Source organism: Candidatus Omnitrophota bacterium, from assembly GCA_025453395.1.
GTDB lineage: Bacteria > Omnitrophota > Gorgyraeia > Gygaellales > Profunditerraquicolaceae > JAlOQK01.
The window spans coordinates 80,815-103,134 of record JALOQK010000003.1; the positions used below are offsets into that span (position 1 = coordinate 80,815).

At 43.2% G+C, this 22,320-nt stretch carries 19 protein-coding genes; 17 read left to right on the forward strand and 2 right to left on the reverse strand.

Annotated features, from left to right (window positions below; genetic code table 11):
- Positions 1–120 precede the first annotated feature (120 nt).
- Entirely contained in the window at positions 121–1,947 is a 1,827-nt protein-coding gene (locus MUF05_04475; GenBank protein MCU0666329.1) for a glycosyltransferase family 39 protein, read from the reverse strand.
- 377 nt (positions 1,948–2,324) lie between these two features.
- On the opposite strand from MUF05_04475, the gene MUF05_04480 reads away from it, so the two are divergent.
- The 17 genes from MUF05_04480 to MUF05_04560 all read left to right on the forward strand — a co-directional run bounded on the left by MUF05_04480 (position 2,325) and on the right by MUF05_04560 (position 21,261).
- Positions 2,325–2,645 (forward strand): hypothetical protein, encoded by a 321-nt coding sequence (locus MUF05_04480; GenBank protein ID MCU0666330.1) that lies wholly within the window; start codon positions 2,325–2,327, stop codon positions 2,643–2,645.
- Complete coding sequence (locus tag MUF05_04485) at positions 2,642–3,151, forward strand: YkgJ family cysteine cluster protein (protein ID MCU0666331.1); 510 nt, start codon at positions 2,642–2,644, stop codon at positions 3,149–3,151. The genes MUF05_04480 and MUF05_04485 overlap by 4 nt, the downstream gene beginning before the upstream one ends.
- Positions 3,138–4,049 (forward strand): phosphatidylglycerol lysyltransferase domain-containing protein, encoded by a 912-nt coding sequence (locus MUF05_04490; GenBank protein MCU0666332.1) that lies wholly within the window; start codon positions 3,138–3,140, stop codon positions 4,047–4,049. The genes MUF05_04485 and MUF05_04490 overlap by 14 nt, the downstream gene beginning before the upstream one ends.
- Positions 4,050–4,125: 76 nt before the next feature.
- Positions 4,126–4,722 (forward strand): 3'-5' exonuclease, encoded by a 597-nt coding sequence (locus MUF05_04495; GenBank protein ID MCU0666333.1) that lies wholly within the window; start codon positions 4,126–4,128, stop codon positions 4,720–4,722.
- A complete protein-coding gene (locus MUF05_04500) occupies positions 4,719–7,085 on the forward strand; it encodes a DUF3857 domain-containing protein (protein ID MCU0666334.1) in 2,367 nt (788 codons plus the stop codon). Before MUF05_04495 ends, MUF05_04500 begins: the two co-directional genes overlap by 4 nt.
- Entirely contained in the window at positions 7,082–9,022 is a 1,941-nt protein-coding gene (locus MUF05_04505; GenBank protein ID MCU0666335.1) for a PilZ domain-containing protein, read from the forward strand. Before MUF05_04500 ends, MUF05_04505 begins: the two co-directional genes overlap by 4 nt.
- Positions 9,022–9,660, forward strand: coding sequence for an endonuclease III domain-containing protein (locus MUF05_04510; GenBank protein MCU0666336.1), 639 nt, complete (start codon positions 9,022–9,024; stop codon positions 9,658–9,660). Before MUF05_04505 ends, MUF05_04510 begins: the two co-directional genes overlap by 1 nt.
- Entirely contained in the window at positions 9,645–11,009 is a 1,365-nt protein-coding gene (locus tag MUF05_04515; protein ID MCU0666337.1) for a hypothetical protein, read from the forward strand. The genes MUF05_04510 and MUF05_04515 overlap by 16 nt, the downstream gene beginning before the upstream one ends.
- Positions 11,010–11,013: 4 nt before the next feature.
- Positions 11,014–12,135 (forward strand): M20 family metallopeptidase, encoded by a 1,122-nt coding sequence (locus MUF05_04520; GenBank protein ID MCU0666338.1) that lies wholly within the window; start codon positions 11,014–11,016, stop codon positions 12,133–12,135.
- A 14-nt stretch (positions 12,136–12,149) separates the two neighbouring features.
- Entirely contained in the window at positions 12,150–13,115 is a 966-nt protein-coding gene (locus MUF05_04525) for a PAC2 family protein (GenBank protein ID MCU0666339.1), read from the forward strand.
- 18 nt (positions 13,116–13,133) lie between these two features.
- Entirely contained in the window at positions 13,134–13,874 is a 741-nt protein-coding gene (locus tag MUF05_04530) for a UPF0280 family protein (GenBank protein MCU0666340.1), read from the forward strand.
- A 3-nt stretch (positions 13,875–13,877) separates the two neighbouring features.
- Entirely contained in the window at positions 13,878–15,038 is a 1,161-nt protein-coding gene (locus MUF05_04535; protein ID MCU0666341.1) for a glycosyltransferase family 4 protein, read from the forward strand.
- Positions 15,019–15,945: a MoxR family ATPase gene (locus MUF05_04540; GenBank protein MCU0666342.1), complete on the forward strand. Its 927-nt coding sequence runs from the start codon at positions 15,019–15,021 to the stop codon at positions 15,943–15,945. Before MUF05_04535 ends, MUF05_04540 begins: the two co-directional genes overlap by 20 nt.
- Positions 15,946–15,951: 6 nt before the next feature.
- A complete protein-coding gene (locus MUF05_04545) occupies positions 15,952–17,184 on the forward strand; it encodes a DUF58 domain-containing protein (protein MCU0666343.1) in 1,233 nt (410 codons plus the stop codon).
- 6 nt (positions 17,185–17,190) lie between these two features.
- Positions 17,191–18,966 carry a hypothetical protein gene (locus MUF05_04550; protein ID MCU0666344.1) on the forward strand — a complete coding sequence of 592 codons (1,776 nt, stop codon included), beginning with the start codon at positions 17,191–17,193 and terminating at the stop codon, positions 18,964–18,966.
- Between the two features lie 23 nt (positions 18,967–18,989).
- Positions 18,990–19,973 carry an undecaprenyl/decaprenyl-phosphate alpha-N-acetylglucosaminyl 1-phosphate transferase gene (locus tag MUF05_04555; GenBank protein MCU0666345.1) on the forward strand — a complete coding sequence of 328 codons (984 nt, stop codon included), beginning with the start codon at positions 18,990–18,992 and terminating at the stop codon, positions 19,971–19,973.
- Positions 19,966–21,261 (forward strand): FAD-dependent oxidoreductase, encoded by a 1,296-nt coding sequence (locus tag MUF05_04560; protein ID MCU0666346.1) that lies wholly within the window; start codon positions 19,966–19,968, stop codon positions 21,259–21,261. Before MUF05_04555 ends, MUF05_04560 begins: the two co-directional genes overlap by 8 nt.
- Here the strand turns inward: MUF05_04560 and MUF05_04565 are convergent.
- A complete protein-coding gene (locus tag MUF05_04565; protein ID MCU0666347.1) occupies positions 21,253–22,311 on the reverse strand; it encodes an O-antigen ligase family protein in 1,059 nt (352 codons plus the stop codon). The two genes, MUF05_04560 and MUF05_04565, sit on opposite strands and share 9 nt — an antisense overlap.
- Between the last annotated feature and the right edge of the window lie 9 nt (positions 22,312–22,320).

Genomic DNA, 22,320 nt, shown 5'->3' on the forward strand with positions numbered 1-22,320 from the left:
TTTTTCATGGCACTTTCAAAATCTATCTGAGAGTGGAATAAAATATAAATGCGCAATGCCGCTTCGCAGATCAAAAATAAAATAAATAATGATATGATGGGCAATGCCCAAGTCAGAAGCTTATCTTTTTTTACCATCGCCGTATATTTTATTAGGAAATATCAACTCAGCGCATTTGGCTCCGTATAGAGGGGTGAATTTTTTTGTTAAAACGTCTGCCAGCAAACTTTTATATGGCCCGCGGTAGTTTTTATATAGCGCTCCGGCGCGGTAGATTTCCACAGCGCCTTCTTCTTCAGCAAAGCCCGCATGCTCAAAATAACCCAGCATTACATAGTACTTTGATGAATCGGAAAGCCCTCTTAAGCTGTTTAGGGCTTGTTTTGCCTGTCGCGCGAAGTCCGCTCCGTAAAAGTTGTTTGGCGCAGGCAGGAACAACCATCCGGCGCACGCGCATAAGGTTTTGCGGTTGCGGTTTTTGGTTAAGCATGCCCGTCTGATTAATCCCGTATAAGTATAATCTTTTAGACGCGTGTAATCCAGGGATGTTTTTATCCCCGCGTAGATATTTCTAAAGTCATCCGCTGTGGTTGTTTGCGCTAATTCCGTTAATACTTCGGAAAACCGTTTTGGGTCTGACTGGTAGATCATGGTTATGCGCTTGCCAAGAGCGCGCCAAAAAAACGGCAGATACTGCTGTTTTATCTTGCCAGAGAAGTTATCCCATAATGCTATTCCCGGGACATCATTTTGCTGAAGGGGGCAACTTAACACTTCCGTATCGATGATCTCTTGTTCCAGGGCAGAGACATCATCTTTATTTTTTCTGCGCTGCTCCAAGAACAATGCTGCCTTCAGCCAACTGTTGGAATTAAGAAGCAATATTGCCTTGCCGATTTTCCTATAATGATATCCTTTGGGGAAAGACCTTCCCATTAATTCAAAAGCTGAATTTCTGGCCAGAAAAGAAATCGCGCACAAAAAATGCGCGGCCACACAGATAAGCAAGATGATTTTTCCAATAGAATTCTTGCTGATGCAGGATAAGAAATAAGCCGTGAATAAAAGGCAGAACTCAAAGCCGAAAATAAAGTATCTGCCTTGGGTAAAAAGCCTTCCAATTGGTTCCTGGAGACTGAACCCGCTGGCTACTTTTAGAAACTGCAGAATAAAAAAGAATAATAATGATCCGGCGATAAGATTATTTTTCTTGCGCAGCGAGTTAATTGCCGCCCAGGCTATTGCGGACAAGAAAAATAAGAAAATGATCATTCCCAGCTGCTTAGGGCTTGCGTAAAGAAACATTTCTTGGAAGCGTTTGGTAATCGACCAGAAGTGTTCTTTGGCCAAGGGCAAATTAAATACGGCCGCATGGTGCGCTTTGTAAAAGTCGCATCTTGCCGCAGCCGGCATAATTGTGGCCAAAGCGGAAAAGACAAGGAAAGCTGCGGCGAAGCGGAAAGTCGGACCCTTAAAAGCGAATCTTCTTATAAAGATAACCAGCGTGAATATAAAAATGAATAAATATAGTTCATAGGCAAGATACATGCCGGCGCCAATAAGAATTCCAAGCAAGACTGGGTATCGCCCGGGATTTTTTTCTTCATCTAATATAGCTAAAATAAGAATTGCGATATAGGGAAGCAATATTCCGGATTGCACATGCGTGCCGGAAAGGAAAAGCGTTTTTTCTATGAAAAAAGGCGCACCAAAGATATAAAGCACGCAGAAGATATAAGCAGTTAAACGGTTAATATATTTGCTAATCAATTTATACCAGCCATAAAAGGCGATGAAAATAAATAGTAGGGCCAAGAGCTTTACGCTAAGAAGGGTTGTGCCAAATAAAAGAAAAAAAGGCGCAAGGCAGGCGCCTATAATAAGCTGCCATTGCGTAAGCTGTTCTAGGCAGGCGTATTGCGATATCTGTGATATGGGTAGCAGCATCCCCCGGGTTAATTCATGGGCGAAGGTTGCCGTGTGCAGTTGGCAGCAGTAGCTTTGCTCAGTGTTGAAGTATATAAAATAAAGCCGGGTGGCTAATAGGCACAGGGCAAGAAAAAGAAATGTTGGATTCTTTGGGGCGGATAGCTTGCGCATATTTTTGATGAAAGTGATTATAGCATATTATCCAATGCTTTAACAATAACCAATAATCAAGTTACCAATAATCCAATAATCATCAAACATCAATTACCAATACCCAAACTTGTTTGAAAACCCGTTTGGTTATTCGGATATTGATTATTGGAATTTGTTTGGTTATTGAAATTTGGTAATTGGGTATTATTATGTTATACTACTGTCATTAAACAGGAGGAGAAATGGCTACAATAGAAGATTTCAAGAAAATAGAATTAAGGATCGGCCAGATTATAGAGGCAACAGAGCATCCTAATGCCGACCGGCTTTTTGTGATTAAGGTGGACCTGGGAGATAAACAGAAGCAGTTAGTGGCGGGCATAAGAGCTTCTTACCAGAAAGAAGATTTAATCGGCAAACAGGTTGTGGTTGTGGATAATCTGGAATCTGCGATGTTAAGGGGCGTGGAAAGCCAGGGCATGCTTTTGGCCTGTTCTGATGAAACAGGCATTGCCATTGTTTCGCCGCAGCGGCAGATGAAATTAGGAAGCATTGTCAAATGAAGCTTAAACAAATCGTTCCCGAAAGTTTTTGTTTGAAATGCCAGGGGTGCTGCCGTTTTCGCCAGGCCAATTCACCATGGCTGCCCTGTTTAATGCACGAGGAGATACAGGATTTACTGGATAGAAAAATACCGCCTGTGTCTATTTCCATAGATAGAAAGATCCAGCCGGTTTTTGATCCGCAATCAGAGATGTATCTATGCGCCCTTCTGGATAAGCCCTCTAATAAATGCAAGATTTACGGTTTTCACCCCTTTGAATGCCAGCTTTATCCTTTTTTGATAAACTTACGCCAGGACAAAGCCATTATTACTGTGGATATGAATTGTCCGTATGTGGAAAAAAGCGCGCATACGCAAGAATTTAGAGACTATGTTAAATACCTAACCGAATTTTTAAATGCCCCGGAGCAAATAAAGCTTATTAAAAACAACCCCCAGAACTTAGAGGCCTATGAAGAGCTGGCAAAGGTTATTGAATTAAATCTTCCCGATGAAGCTGCGTAAGCTATCACTAAAGAGCCGTGAAATATTTCAGGCGCATCTAAGAAACTATAAATGCAATTTAGCCGCATATTCTTTTGAGAATATTTATATTTGGAAATGCCTGTTCGATATCAGGTGGGCAATTATCGAAAATAACCTCTGTATCTTTTTTAAAGATAGCTTTGGGACATTTCTTTATTTGCCGCCATTAGGCAAAAAGCCAGAGGCGCTATTAACGGGCGGGCTTTTTGCCTTTCTGGATAGTTTGAACAGGAATTCAGAAGTAAGCCGGATTGAAAACGTAAGAGAAGAAGAAGCCAACTTTTATAAAGCTTTAGGCTATGATGTTTCCCCAAAGCCGGGAGATTTTATTTACGTTCGTCAAGCGCTTGCGGATTTGCGCGGAAATAAATATAAATCAAAGCGCTCCAGTTTGAATTTTTTCATCAAGAATTATCCGGCGCGGGTATTTGCCTATAAAGCTCAGCACGCGAAAGAGTGTTTAAAACTTTATAAAAACTGGGCAACAGCCCGAGCTAAGGAAACAACCGACACTTTTTATATCGGCATGATGGATGATAGCTATAAGGCTTTAGAGGTTTTATTGAAGAGCCAAAAAGGCTTGCGCTATCAAGGGATAGTGGTAGAAATAGGCGGTAAAATCTGCGCTTTTAGCTTAGGCTATGAATTAAACGGCCAATGTTTTTGCATTTTATATGAAGTAGCGGATTTATCCTATAAAGGAATAGCGCAATTTATTTTTCAGGAATTCTGCCGCAGGTTAGAGGATTATAAATACATTAATGCTATGGATGATTCTGGTTTAGATTCTCTTCGCCGGATAAAGCTTTCTTATCGCCCCGCAGAAATTATTCCCGCATATATTGTGAAGCAAAAGAATATCCAAAGCCGCAGTTAATAATTCTTTAACATTAACCTCCTTTCTATTATAATAGACGCGTGGCGTAGCCTGAATCTTACGGGAAATTTTATTGATGAATAAAGACATAAACGAAGTAGAATTTACTCTTTTTGATACCGAGACTACTGGTTTAAGCCCGGTGGCAGGGGACAGGGTTGTAGAGATAGCAGGCCTGCGTTTTAAGGGGGATCAGGTAATTGACGTCTTTGAATCTTTTGTGCAAACCGGCAAAGAAATTTCTCCCGGGGCTTTTGCAGTGAATAAGATCACCCCCCAGATGCTAAAAAACGCTCCTCTTCCCAATGAGGCGATCCCAAATTTTGTAGAATTTGCTAAGGATAGTTGCCTTTTATCTTATAATGCTATTTTTGATTGGGATTTTTTGACCAATGAATTGAGCTTAATCGGCATGAACTTGCCGCAGGAGACGGAGATTTTAGATATTTTAAAGATGGCTCGCCGGGCAATGCCCGGATTAGGCCGGTATCCATTGTGGTTTGTGGCGCAAACTTTAGGCGTAGAAAATCCGCAAGAGCACCGCGCTTTAGCCGACGCCAAGATGTCTTTCAAAGTATTCTTGAAACTTAAAGCCATGTTAAAAACAAAAGGCGTGGAAGATTTTTCAGCTCTTTTGAATCTCTCGCGCATACAGCAAAGGTGTAATTTATGAAAATCACGGCATCTAAGCTTTTTTTAGCCTTTGCAGTGCTTGTTTTATCGGGATGCCTGCCCAATAATTCCAGTATTTCTCCCCAAGCCGCCATTTCGCAATCGGAAAAATATTACCAAGAAGGCATCGCAGGATACAAGAAACTTATAGCGGAAGGAAAAGACACAGACAATTTATATTTTAAATTGGGGCAGGTTTATTTCGGGCATGGCGAATTTGATAAAGCAATAGAGCAGTTTAAAAAAAGCAATAATCCAGAAGCAAGAAAGTATCTGGGTATTGCATATTTCAACCGCGGAAATTTTGTGGACGCGCTTGATACTTTCGCTAAGGTTGTCTCTCCGGATGACCAGGCCAATTACTACCACGGGTTAACCGCGGAGAAACTGAATCTTTTTGACCAGGCGACTTCTTTTTATCAAAAGATCAAGGCGGGCAGGTTTTTACTGGAGGCGCGCTTAAGAATAAGTGAAATTGAAAAGCAAGGGCGGGGTCTGAAGATTTCGCAGATATCGCCAGAAATAGCAAAGCTAATTCAGAGGCATCCTGCTCTTGAAAACTATCCTGAAGCAGGCACCCTTGTTCTTCTCTGCGACGAGAGAGTGCGCATTACCAAGGAGAATACAGAGATTTCCCAAATGCATTATCTGATCCAAGTGTTGAATCAGCGCGGCAAAGAGGATTGCGCTGAGACGGGCATAGAATATGATTCTACTTTTGAAAAAGTAGAGCTTGAATACGCGCGCACCATTAAACCTGACGGGACAGTCGTGGATGTGGGCAGCCGCCATATCCGCGATGTTTCCAAATATATGAACTTTCCGCTTTATAGCAATGCCAGGGTGTATATTATTTCTTTCCCGGAGATTGCTGAAAACGCGGTTATTGAGTATAAATACAAAATCACCCGCAATAAGCTTGTCAATGATAAGGATTTTGTCACTGCCTATCCGCTTAAAGGCAAGGATCCGATATTAAAAGCCAGATTTGAATTGGTTGTGCCTAAAGACAGGCAGCTTAGGTTTAAGATCATCAATGAGCAATTTAATGATTCTAAGGCCAAGCTAGAGCCGCAGGTTTCACAAGATAATGACGATAAAATTTATTCATGGGATTTTAAAGATATCCCGCAGATCGTTCCCGAACCGGATATGCCTGACGCGGTTAAGATCAATCCGACAATTATGATTTCTTCTTTTTCCGGATGGGACAGCATTTATAAATGGTGGCAAGGCCTGTCAGCGGATAAAATCAAGCCGGATAAAGATATATCAGAAAAAACCTTGCAGCTAGTTAAAGGAAAGAAGACTGCCCGCGAAAAGGCCGCGGCAATATATGAATTTTGTTCTCGTAAAATAAGATATGTAGCCGTAGAATATGGGCAGGCAGGTTATCAGCCGCATCAGGCAGCGGATATCTTTAGCAATAAATATGGAGATTGTAAAGATAAGGCCATACTTTTGGTGACTATGTTGCGTTTGGCGGACTTACAAGCCTATCCGGTACTTATTCCCACAGAAGAGCTTTATGATCTGGATAAAGAATTTCCATCGATGATATTTAATCATGCCATTGCCGCGGTTATGCTGGGCAAAGAAATGATTTTTATGGATCCTACGTGCGAGGCCTGTTCTTTTGCAGACTTGCCTTCCGCAGACCAAGGAAGAAATGTGCTGGTGTTTACCCCTTCCGAATATACGATCGTCAATACCCCATTGTCTGAACCGCAACACAATTACCTGCAGCAGAAGTTATCCATTAAGATAAATCCTGACGAAACTATAACAGCCAAGAGGACAGTAGTTTCTTCCGGCGTATACGCGCAAGCCCAAAGGTATTGGCTGTGGTATACTTCTCCGGAATTGATCGCTCAGACCTTGCGGGGGAAAATACAAGGCATATCTATCGGAGCGCAATTAATCGATTATAAGTTTCAAAATTTAGAGGATCTAAGCCTGCCCGCCCGCTTGGAATATGATTTTCGGGGCAGTGAGTATCTGACATTGGCCGGGGATATGCGCATTCTGCCGCAATTTGCTTCGGTGGATGTCTCAATTGTGGCCCAAGAAAAAAGGATGTTTGATATACAAATTGGGTTTTTAAGCCAGGAAGACGTGGAGTTGGAGGTTGATATCCCTAAAGGGTTTGTGGTAAAATATATGCCTGATTGCATAAAAAAAGAAAGCCCTTGGTTTGATCTGGACGTGCAATATAAAATACAAAGCAACAGGATCTATTTTAAACAGAGCTCTATTGTTAAGCAAAGAAAGATAAGCCAGGGCCAATACGGACAATTCAAGAAATTTATTCAGGACCTGGCGCAGGCAATCAAGCAGAGGATTGTACTTGAAAAAGCAAGATGACCCATAAATCAGAAGCTTTAAACCGCAGGCAGTATGTGCGCCTGGATTCCGTGTTTCCTGTAGGCTTCAGGCTTTTTAAGAAAGACGCCAATTGTTTTCTTTCCGGCTGGGTCCAGGGGTTTACCAGTAACGTCGGGAAAGGCGGGATTTGTCTTGAGGCGCGTAAGATAAATCCCGAAATAGCCAGGCTTTTAAATGACCCATCAGTGGCCTTAGAAATAGAGTTACTGATGCCCTTAGGCTCAAGCGCTATCCGGGCAAAAGCGGAAGTGATTTGGGTAAGCAGAGGGCAATCCGAAGATGAGTATGTCATCGGGTTAAAGTATGCTTCTATTTTGGAAAGTCAGCGTCGGAAGATTATCCGTTACGCGTGGGGAAAGAAAATATTCACCCCGTTGGTTTTATCGTTGGTTGCGATATTGGCGGTGGGTTTGCTTGTGAATAGCTATCTGCATCTAAGATTAATCCGGCAAAACCGCCAGCTCATAGAACAATTAGTTGTTTCCCGGAAAGAAGTTGAACGGATACAAAGCACGCTTGAAAAGATAACCGGGGAAAAAGCCAGCCTTCAGGAAAACCTAAAGGCTTTGGAAGAAAAGCTTAATAATACTACAGAGGCAAAAAGCAGATTGTTGCCGGAGTCTATTCACGAGGCGCAGTCTTTGGTGAAATTGCGTGAAGCCAATTTATTAATCGCTCAAATAAATAAAGAACGAGCCTTCTTAAAGGAAAAGCTGTCTGAATTGTCAAATACCCAGGCACAGGCAGCAGAGCAATTAACCAGCGTTGAAAAGACGCGTCTGCGCTTAGAAAGGGCCAATGTGGACAAAATGTATGAGTGGATCAAGGTGCATCAAAGCCCGCGCACCGGCCTGGTGATGAGTTTTGAGGGCGACAAAGATTTTGCCTCGTGGGCGTTTACTTACGACCAGGCGTTATCAGCGCTGGCCTTTACTTATTTTGGGGACTACGCGCGTTCCAGGAAAATATTTGATTTTTACCTGAATAAAGCCGAGAAATTGCGCTGGGGGTTCTTAAACGGATATTATTTCAACGATGGGGCTGCGGCGGAATACACAGTGCATTCCGGGCCTAATCTTTGGGTGGGCATAGCTATAGCGCAATATACGCGCAGAACCAATGATACTTCGTATTTGCCTTTGGCGGAAAAGATCGCTGATTTTATTATATCTTTGCAATCTGAAGATCAGGATTCGGGAATCCGCGGAGGCCCGGATGTTAAATGGTTTTCTACCGAGCATAACCTCGATGCCTATGCTTTTTTAAATATGCTTTATATCCTAACCGGCAAAAACAAATACCTTGTTGCCAGGGACGGGGTATTGGAATGGCTTAAGAAACACACCTATGATCAATATGATGTCCCGATTAATCGCGGCAAGGGAGATTCTACTATTGCCACCGATACTTATGCCTGGTCTGTGGCCGCGCTGGGCCCGGAAAAACTTATCGCCATCGGCATGGATCCGGTGGATATTATGGACTTTGCCGATAAGAATTGCGCGGTAGAAGTAGATTATATGCGCCCCGAAGCAGTCAAGGTAAGAGTAAAAGGTTTTGATTTTGCTGCCCAAAGGCATGTTGCAAGACCAGCAGTGGTTTCCTCAGAGTGGACATCCCAGATGATCCTATCTTTTAAGATCATGGCGGATTTTTTAAGCCGCACCGGCCAGACCAAGAAAGCGCTGGATTATAAACAGAAAGCGCAAGATTATTTAGCTTCTTTAAGCGGCATGATCATTTCAAGCCCTTCAGCCTCTGGCCAGGGGCAGGGGTGTCTTCCTTATGCCAGCGAAGACTTTGTGGATACCGGGCACGGGTGGACCACGCCTAAGGGGAAATCCACCGGTTCTCTTGCCGGGACAGCTTACACGATCTTTGCCTACTATAATTTTAATCCTTTGAATTTTGAGTAATGGATGTTAAAAAAGAATTAAAAGATATTTATAAAAAGTTATTCCGTTGTTTCGGGCGGCAATATTGGTGGCCGGCAGAAAGCCCTTTTGAGGTGATGGTCGGCGCGATATTAACCCAGAATACAAACTGGCGCAATGTAGAGAAAGCCATCGGTAATCTTAAGCAGAATAAGGCTCTTGACCCATTCAAGATGCTGGCTATGCCGCATAAGAAATTAGCCTGCATGATCCGGCCCGCGGGTTACTATAATATTAAAACCAAGAGGCTCAAAGAGTTCTTAAAATTCTTTACCCGTATTTATAAAGCTGACTTTGGCCTGATGCGCGCGCAAAATACTGATGCGTTGCGCAAAGAACTCTTGGCGGTAAAAGGCATTGGAGAAGAAACCGCTGACTCCATACTTCTTTACGCCTTAAGCAAGCCGGTGTTTGTGATTGATGCCTACACAAAGAGGCTTCTTGCGCGGCACAATTTTATTGCCGGCAGTTGCCTGTATCAGCAGGCGCAGAAAATATTTATGGAAAACCTTAATAAAGACGTGAAAATGTTTAACGAATACCATGCCTTGATAGTAAAATTGAACAAAGAATTTTGCTTGAAAAACAACCCGAGGTGCCGGATATGTCCATTAAAGTAAGCGATTTTTTATACAGGGTTTCCAATACCTATTTTATTCAATATCTCCAGGAGATATTCGATATAGACCTTGATGAGATGCGCGAGATCCAGAAGGATTTTCTCTCGCAGATGAAGCGCGGCCTGCAGGGCAAGGAAAGCCCGTTAAAAATGCTGGTTACTTATGCGCATATGCCCGATGGCAATGAAAGAGGCAGTTTCATCGCCCTGGATTTAGGCGGGACAAATTTACGTATTCTTTTAGTAGAACTGCAGGGTGCCGGAAAAGTAAGGATGGTGAAAGAAAAGCGGGTTACTATACATAAGAGGCATACCCGGGGCAAGGCGGCCAAGCTTTTTGGTTTTATCGCCCGCTCTATTGAAGATTTTATGCGCGAATGCCGCATTAAACCATACATGAAAATAAACATAGGTTTTACCTTTTCTTTTCCGGTGAAGCAATTGGCAATTAACAGGGGAAAATTAATGCATTGGACTAAAGACTTTGCCATTACTGAAGAAGAGGGGTTGGATGTGGTAGAGCTTTTGAATTGCGCCCTTACCAAGAGAAATTTGCATAATCTAAAAGTCGCGGCACTCTTAAATGACACGGTAGGCACCCTTGTGACAAGGGGATACTCAGAACATGATTGCGACGCAGGCATGATCCTTGGCACCGGGACCAACGCCTGTTATATAGAAAAGCCTTCTAATATTACCAAGGCGCATATTAAAGGCTTAAAGAAAAAGGGCATGATTGTCAATATCGAGTGGGGAAATTTTGATAAACTGCGTTTGACTGAATATGACCGCGCTATTGATAAAGAGTCCGGGAATATCGGGATGCAGCTTTTGGAAAAAACCGTTTCCGGAAAATATTTAGGCGAGATCGTGCGCGTGACTTTAAAGGATCTGGCGCGCAGGAAATTTATTTTCAGCCTTTATCCGCAAAGCAGGCCCTTTGATAAGCCGGGCACATTTAATGCCGAGTATTTATCGCGCATAGAGGCGGATTCTTCTTCGGATTTAAAGCAGGTCGCCTCTGTTTTTAAAGAAATAGGAGCTGCGCCAACGGTTCTTGCCGAAAGGCGCTTGGTGAAAAATACCTGTGGCATTATAAGCCGAAGAGCAGCACGGATCATAGCTTCTGTGTTAACAGCGGTGATCTTTAAAATGGACCCCTATTTTCTTAAGCGCCACGTGGTGGCTGTAGACGGAAGTTTATATGAAAAGCATCCGTTTTTCTCTGCACATATACTTGAAGCCATGCGGGAATTATTAGGCAAGCGCGCAGATAAAATAACCCTGGAATTAACCAAGGATGGTTCGGGAAAAGGCGCGGCGATCGTGGCGGCAATATCCACAGGTTAAAAACATGGAAAATCCAGTTATCCGTTTGACAGAGGATTTAATCCGTATTAATTCGGAGAATCCGGGAAGCAACGAATATAAGATAGGCCGTTTTGTTAAAACTTATTTTGACCGGCTTGGATTAGCGGCTAAATTGTATGAGTTTTCGCCCCGGCGCACCAATGTGGTTGCGGTATTAAAGAACGCTTCTTCGAGCAAATCACTTTTGATCACTCCGCATCTGGATACTGTCCCCGCGGGAAAAAACTGGAAAAATAAGCCTTTTGCCCCGGAAATAAAAAACGGCAAGCTTTTTGGCTTAGGCTCTACTGATTGTAAAGGTAATCTTGCGGTAGCGATGGAGGCGGTAAAAGCGCTGGTTACGCAGAAAGCAAGATTAGGTTATAATCTTATCTTTGCCGCGACAAGCGATGAAGAAACCGGTTCCGCCTTGGGCCTTATGAAGCTTTTGGAAAGAAATATTATTAGGGCTTCTGCGGCAGTAGTTCTGGATTCTGACGATTTTAGGATTATCACCGCGCAAAAAGGCCTGATGCATCTTAAATTTATCTTTTCCGGAATTAAGGCGCATGCAGCTTATCCTTATTTAGGGATTAACGCCATAGACCTGGCCTGTAAGGCGATCAAAGAGATCAAGGATTTCCAGTTTAAGATAAAGAAACATCCGCTTTTAAGCCCGCCTACGGTGAATATCGGGACTATCCAGGGCGGAGATAAGGTTAATGTTGTGGCGGACTGGTGTTTCTTCGAGGCGGACTTACGTTTCTTGCCGCGAGAGAATCCGGAAGAAATTCTGCGCCAGGTTAAAAGCGCTGTCCACAAGAACGCAGGGAAATTTAAGCTTGAAATAGAGGGCGTACAAAAACCGTTTGAAATAGAAAAAAGCCATCCGCTGGTGCAGGGGTTTATGCGGGCAATGCGCAATAATAAAATATCCCCGGTTATAGAAGGTTCAGAGGGCGCCACGGTAGTATCATTTTTTGATAAATATCATATTCCTTCAATTGCTACCGGGTTTGGTTCTTCGGGTTGCGCGCATATTTGCGATGAATATGTAAAAATTTCCAATCTGGTTAAAGGCGTGGAAGTTTTGAGTGATTTTCTAAGAAATTATAAATTTAATTAGCAAGGAGACAGATTATGGAAGGAATCATTATGCAGAATAAGCCGAAATTAACCAATCCCTGCCTTATAGCTTCTTGGCCGGGAATGGGGGAAGTGGCTTTTAAAACAGCAAGCTATCTTATCCAGAAATTAGGGGCGAAAGAGTTCGCTTCTTTAGACCCGCAAGAATTTTTCTATTTTACCGCAAGCGCGGTTAAAGACGGGATATTGGATGTTCCGGAATTGCCGTCGGGAAAATTCTATTTTTGGAATAATCCCGGCCGCGCGGGGGATATTGTTTTTTTCTTAAGTAACGCCCAGCCGGATTTAGCTTATGCGCAAAAATATTGCGGGCGGATTATCCGCATGGCAAAACTATTAAAAATTAAAACAGTTATCGGTATGGCTGCGATGCCATCCGCGATTGATCATACTCAAACCCCAAGCGTTCATTTTGCCGCCACCCATAAGGCAGTAGCCGAGCATCTGAAGAAATTTAAAATCAACCTTCTTAACCAGGGCCACATAAGCGGAATGAACGGCTTGTTCTTAGGGCTTGTCAAGGAGGCGGGGCTTAAGGGATTTTGCCTGTTGGGAGAAATCCCGTTTTACACTATTCAAATAGAGAATCCGCGCGCCAACGCCGCGGTTATTGAGGCGCTCAATCAAGTCTTAAATCTTAAAATCGATACCGCAGCTCTTATAGACCAGGGCAGGCTTCTGGAGGATGAGATCAATAAGCTGATGGAATTTTTGAAGGTTTCTCCTTCCATGGATAATCCCATCGGCGAAGATGATATTGAAAAGATAAAAAAAGCGCTGACCCAGCTTACCACCCTGCCGGTTTCAGTTAAAGAAAAGATCGAACAGCTTTTTATTTTGGCTAAAAGCGATCTGGATAAGGCGGGGGAACTTAAGAGCGAGCTTGACAAGTGGAATGTCTATAAAGAATACGAAGACAGGTTTCTGGATCTTTTCAAGAAAAAAGATCCAGATAATTAGCCCTTCGCCAATACCGGCATGGCAAAAAAAGCGGCCTTTCAAAAAAGATTCTATCGGCATTCTGTAAGACCCCAGGGGTTATACGCGTGCGTTGCCAGATTGCAGGAAACCGATGTGCAGGTATTAACGGATACGCCTGTAAGCAAGGATTTCATCGTTAAAAGGATTAAGAAATACCGCAGAGAAATAGAAAACTATATTTCCCGCCATCCGCGTTTTTTAACAAGCCTGAAACCCATACCGGTAGAAATAAACGCCCAGCCGATTATTAAGAAAATGGCGCAAGCCGCCCAAAAAGCCAATGTCGGGCCCATGGCCGCTGTTGCCGGGGCAATCGCTTTTTTTCTGGGCAAAGACCTTATGCGCAGGAAATGCAGGGATGTAATTATTGAAAACGGCGGAGATATTTTTGTAAAAACTTCCCGCGCGCGCATTGTAGGAATTTATTCCGGGCGGTCCAGCCTTTTTAACGGCATTAAGTTAAGAATCCGCCCCCGCATGAGAATATCAGGGGTTTGTGCTTCTTCTGGCACGATTGGGCATTCTTTGAGCTTTGGAAAAGCTGATAGCGCGGTTATTTTAGCCGTTGACCCTGTTATTGCCGACGCGGTAGCTACCGCTACCTGTAACTTAGTCCGAAAAAAAGAAGATTTAAAAAAGGCAATTGATTTTGCCAAATCCATAAAGGCAGTTAAGGGCGCAGTGCTGATCATGGGGGATAATCTTGCCAGCTGGGGGAAAGCCGAACTTGTTTTATAAAATATGCCTAAGGCCAGAATTCTATACATAATTACTAAACTTGAATTAGGCGGGGCGCAGAAACAACTGCTTAATCTTATTGACCTGTTAGACAAAGATAGGTTTGAGGTTTTTTTGTTTACCGCCCAAGAAGGATATCTTTTGGGCCGGGCCAAGGCAATCCCCGGGGTTAGATTGTATTTATCGCGTTTTCTGGAAAGGCCGGTAAACCCGCTTAAAGATATCCGCGCCTTATTTGAAATACGCAAGTTTATCTTTGAGAATAAAATAGATATTGTGCATACCCACAGTTCCAAGGCCGGGATATTGGGCCGTTTTGCCGCCTGGATTTCAGGCGCGCCTTTTATTATCCACACTGTTCACGGATGGAGCTTCAACTGTTATCAAGTGTTTCCCCGGCGCGCTGTTTTTATTCTTTTGGAGCATTTTTGCGCGCGCCTGACGCGGGCTATCATTTGTGCCTGCAAAAGCGATCTGGAAAAAGGCCGCGGGTTTAACGATAGAGGTAAATATTATTTGATTCCATACGGCTTGTCCTTGGAAGATTTCGCGCCTTCTGACGGAAGAAAGGCAAAACAAAAACAGGGCATAAAAGATGATAAGCTTGTTATCGGGATGATCGCTTGTTTTAAGCCGCAGAAAGCCCCGCTTGATTTTGTTAAAGCAGTCAATATTTTTAAAGGGCAAGGCGGGGTTGCTAAATTTATTTTAATCGGAGATGGGGCCTTGCGCGGCAAGATAGAAAGGAAGATCAAAGAATTAAATCTTCAGGATGATATTTCACTCTTGGGCTGGAGAGAAGATATTGCAGGCTTAATCCAGGCTATGGATATTTTTGTTTTGACTTCTCTCTGGGAAGGGCTGCCGGTATCTGTTTTAGAAGCCATGGCAGCCTCCAAGCCGATAGTTGCCACAAATACCGGAGGCATAAGAGAGGTCCTTCGAGATGGAGAAAATGGATTTTTGGTCAAGCCTCAAGACGCTTTCGGTATCGCGAGAGGCTTAAGAGTCTTGGCCGATGATGTTTTTTTGCGTGAATCTTTCGGCAAAGTTTCATTTTCTATCTCGCGATCTTTTCTTTCCCATAAAGAAGTTGCGGAAAAACATATGAAGCTGTATGATAGTTTTATACAGGAGGGGGAATATGGCCCAAGTAGAAATTAAGAATTTGATAGACAATATCGGCAAGGTTATTATCGGCAAGGATGAAACAGTAAAGTTGTTGTTGGTGGGGCTTTTGACAAATGGGCATATCTTAATAGAAGATGTCCCCGGGACGGGTAAAACCATGCTTGCCCTGGCCTTGGCAAAGTCCATACAGGCGGATTTTAAACGCATTCAGTTTACTCCGGATTTGCTTCCATCAGATGTTACAGGGGGTTTTATTTATAATTCAAAGACAGGGGAATTTGATTTCCATCAAGGCCCGGTATTTACTAATATACTTTTGGCGGATGAAATAAACCGTACTACTCCCCGGACGCAGTCAGCCCTTTTGGAGTGTATGCAGGAAGCAAAGATTACTTTAGAGGGGAAAACCTTTAGCCTGCCTAAGCCGTTTATGGTTGTGGCTACCCAGAACCCCATTGAGTATCAAGGCACATATCCGTTGCCCGAAGCGCAGATAGACAGGTTTTTGATGTTGGTGCGCATGGGTTATCTTTCTCCTGAAGATGAAGTTAAGGTAATCTCCGGGCAGCAAAGACAGCACCCCATAGAATCTTTAAGCGCGGTAATGGAGACGTCAAGGCTTGTTGCTTTGCAGGAAGAGGTCAAGAAAATAGAGGTTTCTATCCATCTGTTGCAATACATTACCCGGCTTGTTTCTGCTACCCGCAAAAACGATTCTATAAAACTTGGGGCCAGCCCCCGCGCATCCATCGCGCTTATGAAAGCCGCTGCCGCCTGGGCTCTTTTAGAGGGGAGAAATTACGCTATACCCGAAGACGTGGTATTCTTGCTGCCCCATATTTTAACGCATAGGCTGATCCTGCATCCCAAGGTTTCTATTGCCGGGAAAAATACCCAAGATATCATCAAGGAATTAGTGCATTCCGTAGCCATCCCTTAAGAGAATATGGCGCGCCTATTTATTAAGAAGTGGATTTTTATAGGGGTTTTAATTCTGGCCATGCCGATAATCGCTCTTAAAACCGGCATAGCCTTTTTTTATTTTTCTTCGTGGTTTCTTTTGTTTTTTATCCTGGGCAATATCTTCTGGGTAGTTTTTTCTTTTGTCTTGCTGGATGTCCAGATAAAACGGCAATTTTTTCCTACCGCGGTAGAAGGCGAAACCATAGAAGTGCAAGTATCTATAAAGAATAAAAGTCTTCTGGGGGCCTATAATATTTTATTTCAAGATAACTGTCCGTGCGGGCGTCATGGCCAGGCAGAAAAAAATATGCCTGTTTGGCATATCCCCGCGCAGTCGTGGTTCTATGTAAAATACAATCTTTATTGCCTGCGCAGGGGTAAATATACGCTTGGCCCTTTTCATGCGTATGTGCTTGATCCTTTTGGGATCTTTTATTTGACTGTGCATCTGCCTGTTTACGACGATTTATATGTTTATCCGCGCATTTTCCGGATTGAGAAATTCCCCGAGCTTGCCAAAGGAAATGCCCCTTGGTTTGGCATTCAGACCACTCGCTCCATCGGCGAAGACGATGAATTTTTTGGGTTAAGAGAATACCGTGCCGGTGATTCCCTGCGTAGGGTGCATTGGATGTCTACCGCGAGGATGAATCAGGTTATTGTCAAACAGTTCCAGCGCCAGGGGTTTTGCCGGGCTACGATTATGTTCAGCCTTTTGCATAAGTATGACCTTTCTTCGGGGGAAAAAAGGCTTTCAGACTATATAGTCAGCTTAGCCGCTTCTATAACAAAGTATTTACTGGATCAGGGCGTCTCTGTTGAGCTTGTGGCGCATACCGGTTCATATGCGCGCATAGATTTCAATAAAGGAAATGAGCATATGCAGGAGATCTTAAAGTTTTTGTCAGTTGCTCAGGCAGACAGCCAAACAAGCGTTGTTGAGCTTTTTGAAGGGCATCGGCGTTTTTTACAGCATGATTCCACGGTGATCATTATTATGCCGGATGCCGAATGGGAGATCCTAAGCGCTGCTGTGCCGCTTGATAAAAGGGATTTTTCTTTTATACCCTTAGTCCTTTTATCCGCCTCTTTCTTAAGTAATTTGTCCACAGAGCGCGTTATCAAAGATTCACAAATAAAATTATTAAACAGCACCACGTTTTCTCCGGTTGTTTTGCCCTGCAACCAATATTTTGAGGAGGCGTTTTTGCGCTAGGCGGATATGGAAGAAAGAGAATCTTTATACGAACGCGTTATTATGACAGCGATGGTGTTGTCGGCTTGCATTCTCTTGCGATCCGCCCATTCTTTTCTTATTGCTGCCGGAGCGGCAGTTTTTTTGGCAGGGAATATTTACCGCATTTTTTTTATTTCTTCAGATTCCCGCGGTTTAAGAAACCTTATTACCGCGCTGTGCATAGGGATAATTTTATTGCAGGGGGCAGCTATTGTTAATTCCCACCTTCTCTATAAAGAGATCATCGGGATAGGCGCGCAGACTTCGGTATTATTAATGATGGTCTTAAGTTTTGCCTCATCTTCCCGCAAACATAAAGGATACATAGAGATATTAAGCCTTACGCTTATTCTTTGTTGCGGTATTTTTATACAAAAATACACAAATCTAGACATATTTCTTTTAGGGGTTTATCTTTTGGCAGGATGCCTATTAATGCGCATAAGGTTTTATCGTATCTGGGGGGCAGAGGACAGTTCCGCCTCCGCCCTTTTTAATTCTTCCGGGTTTTTGGCGATGCTTTTTGTGCTATTGATTTCTTGCGCAGGATTATTTTTGACCGCTAAATTATCAGCAGGCAGATATTTACATGGAGGGGTTTTTGCCGATATCGGTGAAGCGGGGGATATTATTGATCCCAAGGATTATTATAAGCTGCAGTCTGTTTTGCTGGATAAAATGCTTCCTCTTGTCTCTGAAGGTTATTACCCGAAGGACAAATTGTCGCTTTTAGGCATGCTAAATATTTTAGTGCGCGATGATGCCGTGCTTGTGGAAGTAGACCGCGCAGAGCAGGGGCTTGTTTCATTTTTGCGCACTCCCGGCTGGGGGGTGGAAGAAGACAAGAATCAGGCGCTTCAGATCTTGAAATCTTATATCCAGGAGAAAATAAGCAGAAAGATTTCCGCTTCGCAGGAACAGATAAACGAACTTTTTAAATTACAGGCGCCTTTTTCCCTGGGGCAGAGAATAAAGCAATCTTCTTTGGTGCAAGAATTAAAACAGGCTTCTTCGCTTTCCCAGGTTGAGAGTTTTCATAAGCAGGCGGAAGATTTCATAAATAAATCGTCTTTGTTTGCAGAGGCTGTTGATAAGGCAGGCGAAGCCTTAAACGATATCAGGTCATGGAAGGAGTTTGAAATAAAGCACCAAACAAGATATGATGCAGATTTTGCCCCCGGAAAAGAACAGGCCCCAGGGCAAAATCCAGCTTCGGGCTTGTTGGAACCAACTGCGCCAGAGCCGGCTCAACCTTTGCCCATAGAAATACCTGCCCCGCAGGCCGGTACCGGATCAGTTTTAAGCCATGGCAGCCTTTGGGCGATTGCGCCTGTGTTCGCGCAGGCATTTTTTATTCTTTTGGCCGTTTTGCTCGCCTTAATATATATACTTGCGCAAATAGAAAGGTTAAACATCAAATCTCTTGCAGGCCAGCCCAGGCAGTTTATCTTGCGGCTTTATGCGCACTTGCGCCAGGCCTTATTTTACTCCAGGGCAGTTTACCAAGAAATCCTTCCGCCGCTTTATTACGCATCTAAAATAGAGCAGCAGATGGACTTAAAGGATAATTCTTTATTCCGCTTAAGCTCTAAATTTGAAGAAGCCAGATACAGCTCGCATATTTTAAGCCCTGAAGACGCAGAGGCCTGCCTTAGTGATTACAATTATTTTTTAAGGGCGTTCTTAAGGAAATGTTCCATAAGCACCAAGCTTGTTTTTTATTGCAGGATGTTTTTCTCGCGCAAGCCGGTGTCCATATAAAACGGTAAACCAAAAGAGGGAAAATGCTTTTAGGGGTGTGTATTTTCGCTTCAGGGTTATTATTCACCTTAAGCCTTACCTTATTCCTGAGCAGGCTTGCTTCTAGGGGCTCTTCATTGCGCGCCTCCGATGGCGTTTTAGCATCAGGCGGTATAGCTATTGCCGCAGGGTTTTTTGCCACGGCAGAAGCGTATCTTGTATTAGGTAATTCCTATCCCAAGATGCAATTTCTGATCATGGCTTCGTTAGCTATGTTTATTTTTGGCTTGCTTGACGATGTCCATGAATTTTCAGTGGGTTTAAAATTCTTGTCGCAAATTATCGCCTGCTCTATTGCCGTAGCGGGAGGAATAAAAACAGAGATTGTTTATATCGGGCCATGGGTTAATATAATTATTACCTATATATGGGTGCTGGGGATTACCAATGCATTTAATCACCTTGATGTGTTGGACGGGGTAACAGCCGGGACAACTGTTTTTATAAGCGCAGGATTTTTAGTTATTTCCTTGTTTACCGGCCAGCCCATTGTGACAGTGATTGCGGCTTCGCTTTTGGCCTGCGCCTCGGGATTCTTTATTTTTAATTTTCCTCCCGCGCGCATATATATGGGCAATTCCGGAAGCCATTTTTTAGGGTTTGTTTTATCTCTAACCGCGCTTATGATTGATTACGCCCCCATGCAGCGCAAGATCGCCCTTATAAGCCCGCTTTTACTTTTGGGCCTGCCGATTTTTGACAGCGCGTTTTTGATCTGGGTTAGGTTAAAACAGGGCAGGTCTATTGTGAAAAAAAGCGGTGATCATTTTTGCCTGCGCCTTTTGCAGAAAATCCCGTCCAAGAAAAAAACCTTATTTCTGATGCTGGGTTTAGCTTTGTTTTTTGTTTCCTGCGGGGTAATCACCAGCCGTTTCTCAAATTTGGCCGGATTATTAGTGATTATTTTGTGTTTGGGCGTAAGTATCCCCATAATGTGGTTGATGGCAAAAGTCAAAGTTGATGCGTAAGAAAAAAATTATTATTTTAGGCGCAGGAATAGCTGGTTTAAGCGCGGCGTGGCACTTAAAACAAAAGGGGGCGCATTTTTTATCCTTTGAAAAAGAGCCGCAGGTAGGAGGGTTGTGCCGCTCTAAGCATGTGGATGGTTTTACTTTTGATTACGATGGGCACTTGATGCATTTTAGGACTGATTATGCGTTTAATTTGGTGCAGCAGCTTTTAGGAAGCAACCTTGCCATGCATAAGAGAAATTCCTTTATATATGCTTTCGCAGGTTATACGCGTTATCCTTTTCAGGCGAATTTATATGGCCTTCCGGAACAAGTGGTAAAAGAGTGTTTACTGGACAGGGTCTCTGTGGATGTGCAGAAAAAAAACAGCCATAGAAACTTTCTGGATTGGATACGCCATAATTTTGGCAACGGGATAGCGCGCTATTTTATGATTCCGTACAATCTTAAATTTTGGACCCTTTCTCCGGATAAGCTTACCTGTTCGTGGCTTCAGAGCTTTATTCCGGTTCCTTCGTTAAAACAGGTCCTGGAGGGGACGATTACCGACAGCGACACGCGTTTAGGCTATAACGCTTCTTTCTGGTATCCCAAGAAAGGCGGGATCGAAAAGCTGCCCTTTGCCTTTAGCCGGCAATTAGTGAATATTTATTGTAACCGTCAGGCTCGGGAAATTGATCTTAAAAGAAAGGAAGTTGTGTTTTCTTCAGGAGAAAAAGAAAACTACGATGTTTTAATTACCACGATAGCAATGCCGGGTTTAAAAAACCTCATCCAGATCGCTCCGCCTGCTGTGAATAAGGCGCTTTCAAAACTAAAATGGAATTCAGTCTATAACCTCAATTTGGGCATAAAAAGAAAGAATGCCGCGGATAAGCATTGGGTGTATTTCCCGGAAAAGGAATTTAGTTTTTTTCGTGTCGGCTTTGCGCATAATTTTTCCGATTTTCTCGCTCCAGAAGGAAAGGGAATAATTTATACTGAAACTTCTTATTCGCCATGGAGGCCGCTGGACAGGAAGAGTATAAATAAAAAAATCATCGGTGACCTGGTCAAAGCGGGAATACTAGAGAGCAAGAATGATGTTGTGGCCTGGGACGTAAACGATATAAAATGCGCCTATCCGATATATGACGAAAATTATAAGCCTGCGCGTAACACCATTATGAAGTTTCTGAATAAGAATGATATTTTCCCCTGCGGCAGGTACGGCTCATGGAGGTATATGTCTATGGAGGATAGCATATTGGATGGAAAGGAAGTTTCCGAGAAGGTTTTAGCTTAGGCTTAAAATCGCCCCGCCTACCGCCCACCAGATCCAGGATATTTCTGGAAGAAAAAAACTGAAGCTGAATAAATTGTCTATTAGAAAAACCAGATACGCCCCCATTAAGGCGGATGCTTGGGGATTATGGGTTTTTATTCTTTTGGCGCCATAGAAAAAAACAGAAAAAACCAGGCACAGAAAGGCAGTCAGGCTTAATATTCCAGATTCCGCCCATAACTGCAAATATGATTGATGCGCGAAGCGTGAGTGGGCCAGGTTAAAATTACCGCTTCCTATGCCAAATGCCGGGCTTCTTTGGATTATCTGCCAGGTTTGTTCCCAGTATTCCAGGCGCATCTGGGCAGAAAACCCGGGAGAAAAATGTTGCTTTAGGTAAAGCATTCTGAATAAAAATACCGCGGCAATAGATATGGCGATTGCCCCCAGATACAGCAGCCATTTTTTGTTCATCTTCGCGGTTAAAACAAAAAATAATGCCAGGCCCGCGCATATGCTGACAAGCGCGCTGATGGAACCGGTAAGAAGCAAAGCGAAGAATAATATCAAGCACAAATACGCTCTTTTTTTTAAGCCTGCCGCTATAAGAATAACCATGGCCAAATACGCGCCAAGGATATTAGCGGTTACAAAGGGCAAGAATACGCGTCTTGTGCCTAAAGAATCCGAAGCAAAATGGTTTATAATATTTTTCCCCGCCATGTATTCTTGCGTGTGAGAGAAGCCGAAGAAATATTGGTAAATAGCAAGTATTGCTATTATTATCCCCGAGAAGACCACGCAGTAGATTAATTTCTGGCGTTGCTTATCTTTTAAGAAGCCGGCGCAAATAAAAATAAGCCCTGATGCGGCATATTGCAGTATCCTTTCTAATCCCAGATCCGGATTAGGCAAAGCCAACATTAATAGATAGGGCAACAAAACAAACGCTCCCACCATCCAGAGGGTAAATCCCGGTATTTTTACATCTTTTATATTTTTCAATACCCAAAACAGAAGAAATATGATGCACAGGCAAGTATAAACTGTATTTTCAAGTGGATAAGCCATTGATGAAAG